Annotated in this window: 16 protein-coding genes and 1 tRNA gene; 16 read left to right on the top strand and 1 reads right to left on the bottom strand. The window is 50.0% G+C overall.

Features of this window, described 5'->3' with window-relative positions; all coding sequences use genetic code 11:
• The first annotated feature begins 1 nt into the window (after position 1).
• From rsxE to VXK30_RS10990, 4 genes are all read left to right on the top strand, one after another.
• Positions 2-691: an electron transport complex subunit RsxE gene (gene rsxE / locus VXK30_RS10975; protein ID WP_275713671.1), complete on the top strand. Its 690-nt coding sequence runs from the start codon at positions 2-4 to the stop codon at positions 689-691.
• Complete coding sequence (locus tag VXK30_RS10980) at positions 688-1296, top strand: electron transport complex protein RnfA (protein ID WP_275713672.1); 609 nt, start codon at positions 688-690, stop codon at positions 1294-1296. The genes rsxE and VXK30_RS10980 overlap by 4 nt, the downstream gene beginning before the upstream one ends.
• Positions 1297-1307: 11 nt before the next feature.
• Positions 1308-2102, top strand: a complete 795-nt coding sequence (locus VXK30_RS10985; RefSeq protein ID WP_275713673.1) for an RnfABCDGE type electron transport complex subunit B — start codon at positions 1308-1310, stop codon at positions 2100-2102.
• Between the two features lie 123 nt (positions 2103-2225).
• Positions 2226-2312: transfer RNA gene (locus VXK30_RS10990), tRNA-Leu, on the top strand.
• A gap of 446 nt (positions 2313-2758) precedes the next feature.
• Here the strand turns inward: VXK30_RS10990 and VXK30_RS10995 are convergent.
• Positions 2759-3124 carry a hypothetical protein gene (locus VXK30_RS10995; protein ID WP_275713674.1) on the bottom strand — a complete coding sequence of 122 codons (366 nt, stop codon included), beginning with the start codon at positions 3122-3124 and terminating at the stop codon, positions 2759-2761.
• A gap of 456 nt (positions 3125-3580) precedes the next feature.
• Here VXK30_RS10995 and VXK30_RS11000 point away from each other — a divergent pair, with 456 nt between their 5' ends.
• The 12 genes from VXK30_RS11000 to VXK30_RS11055 all read left to right on the top strand — a co-directional run bounded on the left by VXK30_RS11000 (position 3581) and on the right by VXK30_RS11055 (position 15321).
• On the top strand, positions 3581-4702 hold the full coding sequence (locus VXK30_RS11000; RefSeq protein WP_275713675.1) for a 2-aminoethylphosphonate aminotransferase: 1122 nt from the start codon (positions 3581-3583) through the stop codon (positions 4700-4702).
• A gap of 15 nt (positions 4703-4717) precedes the next feature.
• A complete protein-coding gene (locus tag VXK30_RS11005) occupies positions 4718-6067 on the top strand; it encodes an aspartate aminotransferase family protein (RefSeq protein ID WP_275713676.1) in 1350 nt (449 codons plus the stop codon).
• A 39-nt stretch (positions 6068-6106) separates the two neighbouring features.
• Complete coding sequence (gene phnX / locus VXK30_RS11010) at positions 6107-6916, top strand: phosphonoacetaldehyde hydrolase (RefSeq protein ID WP_275713677.1); 810 nt, start codon at positions 6107-6109, stop codon at positions 6914-6916.
• Positions 6917-6951: 35 nt separating this feature from the next.
• Positions 6952-7683 (top strand): GntR family transcriptional regulator, encoded by a 732-nt coding sequence (locus VXK30_RS11015; RefSeq protein WP_275713678.1) that lies wholly within the window; start codon positions 6952-6954, stop codon positions 7681-7683.
• Between the two features lie 323 nt (positions 7684-8006).
• Positions 8007-9062 carry an extracellular solute-binding protein gene (locus VXK30_RS11020; RefSeq protein ID WP_275713679.1) on the top strand — a complete coding sequence of 352 codons (1056 nt, stop codon included), beginning with the start codon at positions 8007-8009 and terminating at the stop codon, positions 9060-9062.
• Positions 9062-9925, top strand: a complete 864-nt coding sequence (locus tag VXK30_RS11025; protein WP_275713680.1) for an ABC transporter permease — start codon at positions 9062-9064, stop codon at positions 9923-9925. Before VXK30_RS11020 ends, VXK30_RS11025 begins: the two co-directional genes overlap by 1 nt.
• On the top strand, positions 9913-10782 hold the full coding sequence (locus tag VXK30_RS11030) for an ABC transporter permease (RefSeq protein ID WP_275713681.1): 870 nt from the start codon (positions 9913-9915) through the stop codon (positions 10780-10782). Before VXK30_RS11025 ends, VXK30_RS11030 begins: the two co-directional genes overlap by 13 nt.
• Positions 10779-11924 carry an ABC transporter ATP-binding protein gene (locus tag VXK30_RS11035; RefSeq protein ID WP_275713682.1) on the top strand — a complete coding sequence of 382 codons (1146 nt, stop codon included), beginning with the start codon at positions 10779-10781 and terminating at the stop codon, positions 11922-11924. Before VXK30_RS11030 ends, VXK30_RS11035 begins: the two co-directional genes overlap by 4 nt.
• Before the next feature lie 44 nt (positions 11925-11968).
• Positions 11969-12787 carry an alkaline phosphatase family protein gene (locus VXK30_RS11040; protein WP_275713906.1) on the top strand — a complete coding sequence of 273 codons (819 nt, stop codon included), beginning with the start codon at positions 11969-11971 and terminating at the stop codon, positions 12785-12787.
• 537 nt (positions 12788-13324) lie between these two features.
• The gene (locus VXK30_RS11045; protein WP_275713683.1) at positions 13325-13777 is read left to right on the top strand and encodes a GNAT family N-acetyltransferase; all 453 of its coding nucleotides are present in this window, start codon (positions 13325-13327) and stop codon (positions 13775-13777) included.
• 105 nt (positions 13778-13882) lie between these two features.
• Positions 13883-14227, top strand: a complete 345-nt coding sequence (locus VXK30_RS11050; protein WP_275713684.1) for a GNAT family N-acetyltransferase — start codon at positions 13883-13885, stop codon at positions 14225-14227.
• 179 nt (positions 14228-14406) lie between these two features.
• Entirely contained in the window at positions 14407-15321 is a 915-nt protein-coding gene (locus VXK30_RS11055; protein ID WP_275713685.1) for a hypothetical protein, read from the top strand.
• The last annotated feature ends 80 nt before the right edge of the window (positions 15322-15401 follow it).

The following is a 15401-nucleotide window of genomic DNA, read 5'->3' on the forward strand; positions in this document are numbered from 1 at the left end:
AATGTCGAAAACTCCATGGCAGGAATTCAGCAAAGGCATCATCAAGGAAAATCCTGTTCTTCGCCTTGTACTCGGCACCTGCGCCACGCTTGCGCTGAGCACCTCTGCAAGCAACGCGATCGGCATGGGTCTTGCCACGACCTTTGTGCTGGTGGGGTCCAATACGGTTATTTCCCTGCTGCGCAGGGTCATTCCGGACAAGGTGCGTATTCCTTGCTATATCACGTTGATCGCGGGATTTGTCACCATTGTACAGATGCTGATCGAAGCGTATTCCCCCAGCCTGAAAGCGGCGCTCGGCATCTACCTTCCCCTGATTGTCGTGAACTGCATCATTCTGGGCAGGGCCGAGATGTTCGCGAACAAAAACAAGGTCCTTCCGTCCGTTCTGGACGCCCTGGGTATGGGCGCCGGCTTTACCGCCACGCTGCTGGTGATGGGCATCATCCGCGAACTTCTGGGCGCCGGAACGGTTTTCGGATTCCCGATTACCGCCGGATTTGTATCGCCCATTATCATCTTCCTGCTCCCTCCGGGAGGCTTCTTCGTGTTCGGCATGATGATTGCGCTGGCAAACAAGCTGGCTGCTGAAAAAGGCGCCGAACCGGCTGAGCTGGGCTGCCAGAACTGTCCTCTCTGCGGAAGCTGCTCCATGATGGCTGAAAAAGAAAAGGAGTGTGCGGGAAAATGATCAAAGGATTATTCGCTATTTTTTTGGCTGCCATACTGACCGAAAACTACATCCTCAATAAATTTCTGGGCATCTGCCCTTTTCTGGGCGTTTCCAAAAAGCTCGACACCGCAACCGGCATGAGCATTGCGGTCACCGTCGTCATGGTGATTTCCACTGCGGCGACGTGGCCGATTTATACCTATGTACTGGTTCCGCTGGACCTCGCGTACTTACAGACGATCGTGTTTATTCTGATTATTGCGGCCCTCGTTCAGTTTATTGAGACGGTATTGAAAAAATACATTCCTTCCCTGTACAACGCGCTCGGCATTTACCTCCCTCTCATTACCACCAACTGCGCTGTGCTCGGTGTAACCATGCTGGTCATTGAGAAAGGCCAGTCCGACCCGACCTTCGGCTTTATCCAGTCGCTTGTAAACGCGTTTGGCTCCGGCATCGGCTTTCTGGTGGCCATGGTTATCTTCGCGGGCGTGCGGGAAAGAATTGAAAACAACGATATTCCAAAATCTCTTCAGGGTTTGCCGATCACACTGGTTGCCGCGTCGCTGACAGCCGTGTCGTTTCTCGGCTTTCAGGGCCTTGTTGACGGCATGCTGGGTTAGGAGATGCAGATATGAATGAAATATTGACTCCGGTCCTGATTGTGGCCGGGATCGGCCTTTTATCAGGCCTCATCCTTGCGATTGCGTCGATCGTCATGGCCGTGCCCAAGGACGAAAAGGCCGAGGCAATTCGCGACATGCTGCCGGGAGCCAACTGCGGCGCCTGCGGATATTCCGGCTGTGACGGCTACGCAAAGGCGCTGTCCTCGGGCGAGGCGAAACCCGGACTCTGCCCGGTGGGCGGTGCGGCGGTAGCCAAAGCCATTTCCGAATACCTTGGCTGCGACCCGGGCGACGTGGAATCAAAGGTGGCTTTGGTCCACTGCCTTGGCAGCTATGACAATACGACCGATAAAGTGGAGTACGAAGGAATCGCGACCTGCGCGGGAGCGGCGATCGTCGCCGGCGGCGTGGCAAGCTGTCAGTATGGCTGCATGGGCCTGGGCGACTGTATGAACGCCTGCCAATACGGCGCGATCAGTGTTTGCAACGGCGTTGCCAAAATTGACCCGGTCAAGTGCAGAGGCTGTTCCATGTGTGTAAAAGCCTGTCCGAAACACCTGATTTCGTTTGTCCCCGCGACAAAGCAGGCGGTGGTCCGATGCAGCAACTGCGACAAAGGCGCCCTGACCAGCAAAGTCTGTAAGGTCGGCTGCATCGGCTGTATGAAATGTGAAAAGACCTGTCAGCACGACGCCATCCACGTTGTAAATTCCCTTGCGGCCGTCGATCCTGCCAAATGTGTCGGCTGCGGCGACTGCGCCGGCGTTTGTCCAAGGCACTGCATTACCATGTTCGGAGTGTAAGCAATAGAATGAAAAACGGGGTGTAACCCGGCCAGCCGGGAAGCACCCCAATTTATTCGACTTCCATAAAGGTTTATATTGCTTTTTTTATGAGTTTATTATATAATATAACACGTTGTTCATGCCGGTGTGATGGAATTGGCAGACGTAGTGGACTCAAAATCCACCGGTAGCGATACCGTGCCGGTTCGAGTCCGGCCACCGGCACCAAAAAGCAGTTCGGCCCTTGTGGGCCGGGCTGCTTTTTCGCGTTGATGGCTCCATTCCCCGAACCGCGGTGCAGGTTGGGAGAAACATCAGGAAATCAGATCCTTCCGGATAAATGCAGGGACTCGCGGAACGCGGGTTCAGCGTGCCAATACCCGAGTCCGGCCACCGGCACCATCGAAAAGGCCGTAGATCTATGTCGACGGCTTTTTATTTATTCCCACTCATCCCAATCGGATAAATCAAGCCAATCTGAAACCGGGTGTTTACTGTCGCCAATGCATTGATTTAAAGAAATGTTCCTATATGAATTATATAGGTACCGTGTTTCATGATTTCTTTTTCTTATCGTTTCGGATATTAAGCTGTGAACATGTATAGAAAAGTTATTTCCCTTATACTTTTCTTTAACAGTATAACAGCAAACTATCATTTCATGAAAAAGGTCCTCAGATATCGACTCTGTTAAAAACTGAGTTATAGCAACTACAAATGCCTTTGGAAGAGCCTTCAATTCTTCTTTGAATCTCGAGACTTTGCCAAAAGCCTTTTCGTAGGGTTTTCGATATATTCTCCTTGCCAGCTCTTAGTTGTCTCGCTCCTGCACTATCCGCTTCCAGAATACACATATTTCGGCAATTATCCGTAAGCCTAATCTGGAGGAATTTCCCTCCGAGTATACTTGAGAGTTTGCCATTCATGTTGAATTTTCCATCTTGATAGATGTTAATACAAGTTGTAAATAAGCGGTTTACAGGGGGAGCAACAACAATTGTAAAAGAATCAAGGGGAATATCTTTTTTTGTTTTATTCATCGCTTTTTCACCTCACTCGTAAGTATTTAAGCGTTATACATTTTTCTTATGATAACATAGTACTTTTAAAGACTTATCAAAAATATATTAAATAATAAATACTACTTACCGATTACCTGCAAACCATTGATATTACTCGTACCGGAAGTAAGAATGAACGGAATACTCGCACTCCGAATATCCTAAGCAGCAGATAATCAAGCTGCTTTGGCATGGCGCAGACACGGCAGGCCGTCGCAACGGAAAAGTCTTTCTTCATCGCTGTCTTCGAAAGCAACAAACTCAATACTCATGCGACTTTCAGTTTCTTCGGGTGACCTGGAGAATACTCTGTTGGGTCAGAAAAAGGTACCGGGTGAAGGTGTGCTCTGTTAATGAACATTTAACCTCGCAGTTGTTGACGCTGACATGGTGCCATGATAGGATGACCTTAAATTGATGAAAGAGGTGCATGGGATGCAATCGGTCAAAAGAAATATTCTTCTTACTCCCGGGCCGGCAACAACAACCGACACGGTTAAAATGGCACAGGTCGTTCCGGATATCTGCCCCAGAGAACGGGAATTCGGGAATGTCATGGAATGGATTCGCCAGCAGCTGACCCGCATTGTACATGGGGATCCCGCAAAATATACCGCCGTGCTGTTCTGCGGGTCGGGTACTATAAATATCGACGTCGCAATCAATTCGCTTTTGCCCGCGGAGAAAAAGATTCTGTTTCTGAATAACGGATTCTACAGTTCACGCGCGGTCGATGCCTGTCAGGCCTATGGGCTGCCGTATGTGGAACTGAATTTTCCGATTGACGAGCTGCCCGATCTGGAGCTTACGGAAAAAACTCTTCAGGCCAATCCCGATATTGCGATTGTATACACCACCCACAATGAAACGGGAACCGGCATCCTGAATCCTGTCAGAGAGATCGGCGCGCTGGCTCACCGGCACGGCGCCGTGTTTGTGGCCGACACAACATCCACCTACGCGCTGCTTCCCATCGACATGGAACGGGACAACATCGACTTTCTGATGGCGTCCGCCCAAAAGGGGCTGATGGCTATGGCGGGCCTTTCTTTTATTGTCGGCAACGAAGCCATGATCCGAAAGACGAAGGACTACCCCACGCGTTCCTATTATTGCAATCTTTACATGCAGTACCAATATTACAAAACGACGGGACAGATGCATTTTACGCCTCCGGTCCAGACCGTTTACGCGCTTCAGAAAGCGCTCGAGGAGTTCTGGGAGGAGGGTGAGTCCGCAAAATACGCACGCCACCGCAGGGTGTGGAAAAAAATCCATGAATGCAGCGAAAGGCTTGGGCTCCGGGACATCATACGCAAAGAGCTCCAGAGCGGGCTGGTCGTTACCTTCAAATATCCCGCGGACCCAAATTGGGATCTCGATAAAATCCACGACTATTGCTATGAGCGGGGATTCACCATTTATTCCGGCATCATTTCCGGCACTTTTCGGCTTTGCAGTCTGGGGGCGATCGATGAGCAGGATGTAGAAGATTTTTTCAGGGTTTTTGAAGCCGCGCTGCGCGTTCAAAAGATTTGCGTACCGGTTCGGTACTGAACCGGGGAGCAGAGAATGAATATGGAAAACCGTTGTCAAACAGAGGGAGACACGAACCTGTCGGAACTGCGCCTTACATGGCAGGAGAAATTTCTGAGCACGGAAGCAGCGGACCTGATCGAAAGGGATCGCAGGGCTTTTTTCTCCCAGTCCCTTTCAACTCCCTGTCTCAACGCCGTGCAGAGCGCCGACGGCATTTACCTGTATGATCTCGACGGAAGGAGCTATATGGACTTCCACGGAAACAGCGCCCATCAGCTCGGCTACCGCAACCCATATGTGATGAAAGCGCTGCACGCGCAGCTTGAAGACCTTTCGTTCGTGCCGCGCCGGTACACCAGCGAGACACCGGTCCGCCTTGCGGAACAGCTGACCGAGCTTTGGAGCGGGTGGCCCGCGAAGGTCCTTTTCGCGCCGGGAGGCTCCGAGGCGGTGGAAATGGCGGTCAAGCTTGCCAGAAGATACACCGGGCGCTATAAAACCATTTCCATGTGGGATTCCTTTCATGGGGCTACCTTAGGGTCCATTTCCGTGGGCGGCGAAAGAGATTTCCGCTGCGGAATCGGTCCGCTGCTGCCCGGAGACATCCATATCCCCCCGTATAATTCCTTTCGCTGTGTGTTTGGCCGCTGCGGCGACTGCGGCCTGAAATGCCTGGATTATCTGGAATATGTGCTGAAAATGGAAGGGGACGTCGCCGCGCTGATTATGGAGCCGGTAAGGGCCACGGATGTGCAGATACCTCCCGCTGAATATTTTGAAAGAATACGGAGCCTTTGTGACCATTACGGAATTTTATTGATATTTGACGAAATTCCCACCGCTTTAGGAAGAACGGGTACTTTTTTCGCGCACGAGCATTTCGGGGTCAGGCCGGACATGGTAATTCTGGGGAAAGGCCTGGGCGGAGGCGCGGTTCCGTTTGCCGCCCTGCTGGCGGACGGACGTTTCGACTGCGCGGGGGACATTTCATTGGGACACTTTACGCATGAGAAAAGCCCGCTGGGAGCGGCGGCGGGGCTGGCGGTAATCGAATGCATCCGAAAGGAACATCTGCTGGAGCACACGGCCGTACTCGGCAGCCTGATGGCGCGGCGGCTGAAGGATATGCAAAAACGTAATCCAATCATCGGCGATGTGAGGTGCATCGGTTTGCTGGGATGCCTGGAACTGGCGTCAGGCCGGGAGAACGGAGAGCAGGCGGTCCGGATGGCGGAGCGCGTACTGTACCGCTGCCTTGAAAACGGGCTGAGCTTCAAAGTCTCGAAAGGCAGCTGCATCATCCTCTCTCCCCCGCTGATTGTTACGGAGGAGCAGCTTTGCCGCGCCCTCGACATTTTGGAACAGGCCATAGCCTCGCAATGAAAGCCGCCTCAGAAATTTTATGAATAAGGGGATTTAACGATGCAAAAAGAAAAAATTCAAGCGGTGATCTTTGACTGGGCGGGAACGACGATCGATTATGGATGCTTTGCCCCGCTCGGCGCTTTTTTGGAGACATTCAGAAGCAGCGGCGTGGAGATTACGCTGGAAGAGGCGAGACAGCCGATGGGACTGTCGAAGATCAACCATATCCGTGCGCTGCTCGGCATGCCGAGAATAGCGGCTTTATGGAAGAAAAAATATGGAAGGCTTCCGGAGGACTCCGACGTCCGGAAGCTGTATCAGCAGTTTGTACCGGCGCTGACCGCGGTCCTGGGCAATTATTCGGAGTTGATTCCCGGTGTCGTGGAGACAGTGGAGGAACTTCGCAAAACCGGTCTGAAAATCGGTTCCACGACGGGATATACCGACCAGATGATGAAAATCGTCGTCCCGTCGGCGGCAAAACGCGGATACGCCCCGGACTGCGTTTTTACTTCGGACGGGCTGCCGGCAGGCCGTCCTTACCCGTGGATGTGCTATCAAAATGCCATTCGGCTCGGCGTGTACCCCATGCGCCGCATGGTGAAGGTCGGGGATACCGTCAGCGATATTCAGGAAGGTGTCAACGCCGGCTGTTGGAGCATCGGCGTCGTGGAAGGCAGCAGCGAGCTTGGCCTGCGCCTGGAAGAGAAGGCTGTTATGAGTCCAAAAGCGTTTCAGGAAAAATGTGATGCTGCAAGGGCTCATTTTCTAAGCGCGGGGGCCCATTTTGTGATCAATACCCTGAAAGAACTGCCCGCTCTGACAGAAAAGATCAACGGCCTGCTTTCAGAGGGGCAAAACCCCTGATGATGGGCACGGACATTGAAGGGAGAGTGAGATTGATGAGCGATGGTCACATCGTGAAAACGCAGCTGATGAAATTGAAGATTGCAGATTACGTGATGGGTTATATCCGTACCCACAGGCTGTCCACGGACGAAATGCTGCCCTCGGAAAACTCCCTTGCGACCCAGTTTGGCGTCAGCCGCAATGTCGTAAGGGGAGCGCTGGACCATTTGCGTTCTCAGGGAAAAGTATACGCGCGCAAAGGGAAAGGCTTTTTTGTCGCGGAAAAGCAGCAGTTCATCGTCTATCAGCAGGATGTCAACGTCGGCTTTTCGGAAACATTTCAGGAGCCGGTATATCGCTATGAGAGTAAATTGCTGGCATGGACGCTGATCCGGGCCAAGCAGGTTGAAAAAAACATTTTCGGTCTTTCGGAGGGCGACCAGCTTTACCGGCTGAAAGTTCTGCGGTCCGTCATGGGTCTTCCCCTTGCCATTTGCTACTCTGAAATCCCGCAAAGAATGGTGCCGGAGCTGGAGCAGTATCTAAACAGCTTTTATTCGCTCAACGATATTCTTGTCGATAAATATGGCTACGCGCACCCGATCTGCAAGAGCGTGGCGGTCGAAGTGGTCCTGCCCACTGTTTCGGAAATTCATCTGCTCGGCATTGATGCCGGCATCCCCCTGTTAAAGGAAACCAATGTATTCGAGGTACCCGGCGGTCCTGTGGAATATTTTCAGGTTTATGCACGGAGCGACCGGTTTAAGCTGAAAATTAATTTTTAGCGATCTTAAGCCCGATACGGAAACTTCCCGTCTGCGCAGGCTTCCCCTGTATCGGCGGATCAGAACATATTCGCTTTTCGGGGCGGCAGTATCCAGCTTGGATGCTGCCGCCCTTTTACCTGCGGAAAACCCTCAGCAACGTACTGAAGCAATACGCTGCTGCTAATCGGTACGGAAATAGAGTTAACTGGTTTTTTACATCGATGGGTTGGCGCTTTAACATATGAACCCTATGATTGAAACATCGATGACCGAGCGTTATCGTGAAATGGCGCCTTTGGACCGGTTACAAGAATTTTGACTACTGAAAGCGGGGTATAAAAATGCCAGGATTTTGGAAAAAGACCGGCTGTCTGCTGACGGCCGCAGCTCTCATGATGACCTTTGCCGCAGGCTGCTCCGGCAGCGCGGGGACGGCTTCAGCCGAGAACAAGATTATTACTTATGGACAGCCCGACGATTGGGCAAACTGGAAGGAAATGTTCGCGACCTTCAATGAAAAATACGGAACCACGCACACCGACACCGATATGTCGAGTGCCGAAGAGATTCAGAAGTTCGGCGCGGAAAAGAACAATCCTGTTGCGGACACGGCCGAAGTCGGCATGATGTGGGGACCGGTCGCCGTGCAGCAGGGCGTTACCATGCCGTATAAACACGCGAACTGGGATAAGATCGGCGACTGGGCCAAGGATAAGGACGGAAACTGGTCCGGGCTGTACGTCGGGGTCCCCGTGTTTTTGGTGAACACGGATATCGTCAAGAATGTTCCGAAGTCATGGAACGATTTGCTGAAGAGCGATTACAAAGACATGGTCTGCATGTCAAACCCGCAGACATCGGGCTCCGGACAAAATATGGTTCTGGCTGCGTCGTACGCTCTGGGCGGAAGCGTCACCAATCTTGACGCGTCCATGTCCTATTTTTCGAAGCTCCAGAAAGCGGGCAACATCAAGAATATCTCCGTGTCCGTCGCAACACTGCAAAAAGGAGAGGTTCCGATTTACATTGTCTACGATTTCCTGGCGAAAGGGTATCAGGAACAGCTGAAAGGGCAGGCGAATTTCTCCATCGTGTTCCCGGAGGAAGGATCTATCTGGGCGCCGGGTGCATTGATCATCAATAAATGGTCGCCTCACCCTGACAACGCGAAAAAATTCGCGGATTTTGTATCATCGGACGAAGGACAGCTGATTTTTGCAAAAGGGTATGCGCGCCCGATCCGCTATGTGGAAGGCAACCTGCAGATCCCGGATGAAATTAAAAGCAAGATGCTTCCAGACAGCTTTTACACGAACTGCGGGAAACCGACCGAATGGGACAAGGTGGCGCCGGATGTGATCGCAGCCAGGTGGACAAAGGAGGTTTTGGGACAGTAATGGTCAAAATGGAGCAGGAACAGAGTCTCAAAAGCCGGAAACGGCATGTTGGAGGAGCCCTCCCGTACCTCCTCGCATTGCCCTACCTCATCATCTGTGCCCTGTTTTTGGTTTTCCCTGTGATCTCCATCATCGTTCACAGCTTTGACAGCGGTCTGAACGGCTGGATTGCCGTTGCGCGCAACAGCACTTACGTCAGGGCTTTTCGGGGCAGCTTCCTTCTCGCTTTTTGGACGACGGCGGAAGCTGCCGTCATCGGGGGGCTGCTTGCCCTGTTCTGGGCGCCAAAGCTGTCCAAGCACAGCTGGTTCCTTGCCTTTGTTAATTTTGGCGCCCACAACGGCGGTGTGAGCCTTGCGTTCTCGTTTATAGCGACGCTGGGAACAAACGGGATGCTGTCCCTGCTGCTGAAACATATCGGAATCGGGATGCTTGCCGATTTTAAGCTGGTAAGCCTTTCCGGGCTTCACTGGGCCTATCTTTCCTTTCTGGTTCCGTTTATGTGCCTGATTTTTATGCCGGCAGTGGGATGCCTGAAACCGGAGTGGTTCGCAGCCGCCCGCACCCTGGGCGCCGGAAAGCTCCGCTATTTTCTGAAAATTGCGGGTCCGGTTCTGCTTCCCTCGTTTCTCTCCTCCACCACACTTGTTTTTCTTCAGGCAATGGGAACTTACGCCACTGCCCAGGCCATCACCGACAACCGCATCAACCTGATTACGCTTCAAATCGGCTATTTAATGCAGATGTCCGTTTTTAACCGGTCCGACGCGGATATTCTTTCGGTGGTGCTGCTTTTAATTATGATCGTTACAACCTGTATTTATGATGTTTTTAATAAGAGGGCTTCAAAATGGATTGGATAAAAACCGGAGGATCTTCCGATACGCGGCCGATTTCCCGGAAAGCTAAGCGTGACAGGTGGGAACGGATCGGGTTTTCTGCGGTTTCGATTTTCTTCCTGCTGTATCTTGGCATTCCGATCCTTGCAACGGTGCTGTTTTCCCTGTCGGGAAAGTGGACCGACACCGTCCTGCCGCAGTCATGGTCGCTGAATGCCTATTCCATAATTTTCGCCAGCGATGAATTTTACTCGTCTCTGTTCCGAACGATTTTTCTTTGCCTGGTTGTGGCGGTCCTGGAGGTCGCTGTGACAATCCCCGCCGTCTTCGCAATCAAAATTGGAAACGAAGGCCTTGGAAGGCTGATTCAAATACTTTCCATTATTCCAATAGCCCTGCCGGCGGTGGTGCTGGCTCTGGGTTCCGTCAAGTTTTACGGCGCGACGGTCCCCGCCCTGCTTGGCACCCCCGCCCTCCTGATTGGGGTTCAAGCCGCGTTCGGTCTGCCGTTCGTGTACTGGACGATCTTAAATGCATTTCAGGCTGTCGATGTGGTGGAGCTCTACAACGCCGCGAGGACTCTCCGGTGCGGAACTTTGGAATTTATCATCCGGATTATGATACCCTCGCTGAAAAAAGGGATCGTCATTGCAGGAGTCATCGCCTTTGCGAGTACGTTTGATAATTTCGCGCTCCAGCAGCTGATTGTGGGAGCCGGCTGGGAGACCTTTGCGATGTATCAGTATAAATACTTTACCATGGACGGGCATGTGGTCAGTACGCTTTCCGTGATTGGAATGCTGATCATCTTTATCATGTCGTGGATTGCGGGTTTCCAAAGCAAAGCAAAAGGAGAAAGGAAGGAGGAAGATGCTCTTTGAATCATCTGAAACTTACGGACATTGAGAAACACTATGGAAAAGTCCGTGTTTTAAATCAAATCAATCTGGAGATCAGCGAGGGCAAAATGGTTTGTTTGCTCGGGCCCAGCGGCTGTGGAAAAAGCACGCTGCTGAAAATTATCGCGGGGCTGGAGATGCCTGACGGCGGCGGCATCGAGTTCAAGGGAGTGGACTGGGGCGGTTTGGACGCCAAAAAACGCCGTGTCGGGATGGTATTTCAGCATTATTCGCTGTTCCCCAATTTAAATGCGCTGCAAAACGTTGCGTTTGGATTGGAAATGAAAAGAATGCCCCGGAAACAGTCCCAAAAGGAAGCGGAAGAATGGCTGGAGAGGGTCGGACTTCAGGACTTCAGAAACCGGTATCCGCATCAAATGAGCGGCGGGCAGCAGCAGCGGGTCGCGCTGGCCAGGGCGCTTGCGCCCAGCCCCGATCTTCTTCTGCTCGACGAACCGCTCAGCGCGCTTGACGCGGCGGTACGGCTTTCGCTGCGCGGCGAAATCCGCAGGCTCCAGCTCCAGCTTGGCATCACGGCTGTTTTTGTGACTCATGACCAGGCGGAGGCTCTTGCGATTGCCGACCGGGTGGCGCTCATGCGGGAAGGTTCCATCGTGGAATATGACGACCCGCAGACCATGTATTCCAATCCGAATTGTTTTTTTACATCTTCGTTTATCGGGGTGGTTTCCGTTATGGAGGGTACGATCGCATCCCTTAGTCCCCCCATTGCGAAAGTATGCAGCGGTATGGTCGCATTGCCGCACCTTGACGAGAAAAAAGCGGAGATCGGCAGAAAAATCCGAATTGTCATGCATGCCGAGGACATAGAGCTTTCCGAAAGTTTCAGTGAAAACGGGCAGATCAACCATCTGCGGGGACAAATCTACAATTTGGATTTTCTCGGAAAGACGAAAAGATATACCATCCGTTCGTCCGATGGAAACACTTTTTTTGTTGAGGTACACGCCAACGGACATACGGATCTTCAGATCGGCCAGACGGTGGAAATGATCGTCAGGCCCGAGAATATGCATGTCTTTGATGCGCAGACCGAAGAATCCCTGAAGAATGTCGGCGGGCAGGAAAAAAGCCTTGGGAACGGATTGCTGAATACTGGATGAAACAAATAGAATGGTATTGTCAGGAGGTTCATAAGTTGGAAAAAGTGCTTTTTGTTCTAATCGATGGTCTGAACGCGGAAACAGCGTTTCGTCATATGGGTTTTATGGAGCATCTCGTGGAGGCGCGCATAGCGTCGAAGTATGTTGTCAGGTCGGAACTCCCATCGGTTTCCCGGCCGTTATATGAGGTCCTTATGACCGGAACGCCGGTATCCGTCAATCAGATCGCTTCAAATGAAACAATCCGAAAATCCACTCAGGAAAATCTTTTCCAGATGTCGGTGGATGCCGGTATTGCGACTGCCGCCGCCGCTTATTATTTTTTCAGCGAACTATATCTTCATGCCCCGTTCCATCCGCTGACGGACCGGTTCCACAGTGATTCCTCATCGGCGATCCAGAACGCCATGTTTTATTATGACGACAGCTACCCGGATTCCCATCTGTTTCTTGACGCGGATGAACTGATCATCCGCCATAACCCGGGATTTATTCTGGTGCATCCCATGAGTGTGGATTACGTCGGCCATCAATTCGGCGGGGAGAGCGGAGAGTACTGCAAGGCGGCTTTTAACGTTGATTGTATCCTGTCCCAGTTTCTGCTCAAATGGTCTGAAGAGGGATACAGCGTGATCATAACCGCTGACCATGGGATGGGCAGGGACAGAATCCATGGAGGAACCAGCGCAGAGGAAAGAATGGTTCCAATGTATATCATCAGCGACCAAGTCGATGCGGCGGATTACAGCGATCAGGCGGTGGCCCAGCTGCATATTGCACCCCTTGTCTGTAAATTGCTGGGGCTGCCTCTTTCGGAACGCATGATTGAACCAAAGATTCCCGGCCTGCATTCGGCTGTCTGAAGGATGGGCTGCAGGACCCGGCCGGCTCAGACTAAAATGAAATATCATAAAAGCAAAGGGATGCGTAAAAGTCAATATCACCCGTAAAATGAAGTGATGACCTGTAAGCAGACAGAAAAAACACTGTTTACTTACAGGTCATACTTTTTTTATAGGATGAACGCGCGCGCACTTCTGCGGCGGGCGTGAGGACTTTGTCTGGGGAGAACCGATTTATAACTCCACGGCGTCACGATCAGCAGTCTGGACCCGCAGACGCCGGACTACCGCGCCGACCAGACCGGAGGCCTCCGTCTCCAAAGGCGGCTTTACATGAGCGCGTCTCCTTTCGTCTTTTCTATCATTTTAGTCAAGTTGCCATTGAGGAAAATAAAGGGAAGTGATAAAATATAGGCAGATTCAATTTATTTTGGTCTTTTTTACCTGATTGACTGTTGAACTTGATCGGTTGCCTCGAAGATTGGATGAATGAAGGTTTGGCTAAATTATTCATAAACATCTATATAAACAATAAATAAAAATGAAGGATGGAACAAAATGGAGCTTATAGTAAAAAGATTTGAAGAGTTAACAGTTGAGGAATTGTACGAGATTCTTAAGATAAGAGTTGCCGTATTTGTTGTTGAACAAAATTGTCCGTATCAGGAGATCGATGGCAAGGATAAACGATCATTTCATGTGTATTTAAAAGATGATGATGGAATACAGGCATACTTAAGAGTTGTTGATAAAGGTGTGTCCTATAATGAGGTATCGATTGGCCGAGTGATTGCCGTGAAAAGACGGCATGGCATAGGCAGCGAAATTCTCTCAGAAGGGATAAAGGTTGCGAAAAACAAATTGAAGGCGACTGCTATAAGAATAGAAGCGCAAACATATGCAAAAGGATTTTATGAAAAGCAAGGATTCAAACAGGTTTCAGGAATATTTCTTGAGGATGGAATCCCTCACATCCAGATGATACTTGATTGCGTCTCCCCTACCCTTTGAGCTTATGTTTTATGAGGTTAAGAACACACATCATTAATCCGCAAGAGGGTAAGAAAATGCCCGCCATTTGTAACAATTAACAGCATAAAAGAAGATCTGATAATATTGCCAAAGGGTAAAACCCTGGAAGATAAATATTACATTGGCTTTTATAAAGATGGATCGCTTGTCGCAATAATGGATTTGATATCCGGGTATCCCAATTCGAAAACAGCATTTATAGGTTTCTTTATGACGGATCAGCAAGTGCAGGGAAAAGGCGTCGGGACCGCCATCATTACAGAAGTTTGTCATTACCTCAAAGAAACGGGCTTTTCTGCTGCAAAGCTTGCATATGTTAGAGGGAATTATCAAAGCGAAGCATTTTGGATCAGAAATCATTTTGAAAAAACGGGCGTCGAAGTGCCCGCAGAAAGTTATGTACTTGTGGGAATGCAAAGATATTTGTAGAAAAATAATTTGTAGGACCGGGCATGTTGGGCATCTAAACCGCTATCAGCCACTTGGGCTCTTACAAACAAATGGGATTCAGACTATGAAAACAATTGTTGTCTCCCCTCTATTGTGAATTTCGCAATGTGTTTACACACTGTAAAGAGCTTTATTATTTATAAAAGGGAGTGAAACGAATGCGAAAAGTAAAAACACTTTTCCTGTTTCTTACCATAGGAATTTTTTGTATTTTTTTTACACCTTTGTGTGTTGCCTATGCTAATTCACCTCCGCCTCCGAGTTATTTTTATTCGTACGTAACCAATGCAGATGAAAATGTAAGGTATATTGATATTCTGATTAAAATAGACAGTAACAACGAATATTATACGGATTTGAATACGGCAAATGCGAGTGCTCATGGCTTTAGCCGTTCAACACCTATCGTAGCTTACAATCAGGACGGATATATGAGCACATCTTTCCATTGTAAAGATGTGCAATCAAGTCCCAACAGCCAACAGTCCAACTCAGAGTTGACAAAAGATATGATACTGAACAATGGGAATAAACCGATCAGTACTATGACGAAGACTATCAAAATCGCCTTGCTTGACAGGGATGGGAAACTCCTGAAGGTCTCCAATGCGGTAAGTGTAACGCCAACCGATGATGATACTTTTCCACGCACAGTCAGATATAATGCAGGGAGCGAAACGCCGACCATAGAATTTTCGCCGTATTATCACGGCTACAGCGCTATGGCTTTTTCGTTCTTATTCATTTTGGCTTATTTAACCAGAATGACGATATCCGTTGCGATAGAAGCTTTGGTCGCTGTTCCATTTAAAATGAGGCCGCTCCGGAAAGTTGTCGTGATCAACATTGTCACTCAAATCATACTTTTTGCTTTCATCAGATCCGGCACGGTTAGTTATACCGATTCAGTAATTATCGGCGAAATATTTGTTTTCATTACTGAATTTGTGGCATACTTGTTCTTGTTCAAACATATTTCCAAACCCAAGCTTGCCCTGTATACAGTAATTGCCAATACAATATCTCTGGCCGTTGGTCTGATTTTTAATTATTTTCATTTTCTCATTGGATAGGACATAACGCGAAGTGAAATAAGGTTACTATGTTTGTGTGCCGTCTCCCCTATCTTCTGACCTTCTCCATTCTGTCTATG

Source organism: Caproiciproducens sp. CPB-2, assembly GCF_036287215.1.
Lineage (GTDB): Bacteria > Bacillota > Clostridia > Oscillospirales > Acutalibacteraceae > Caproiciproducens.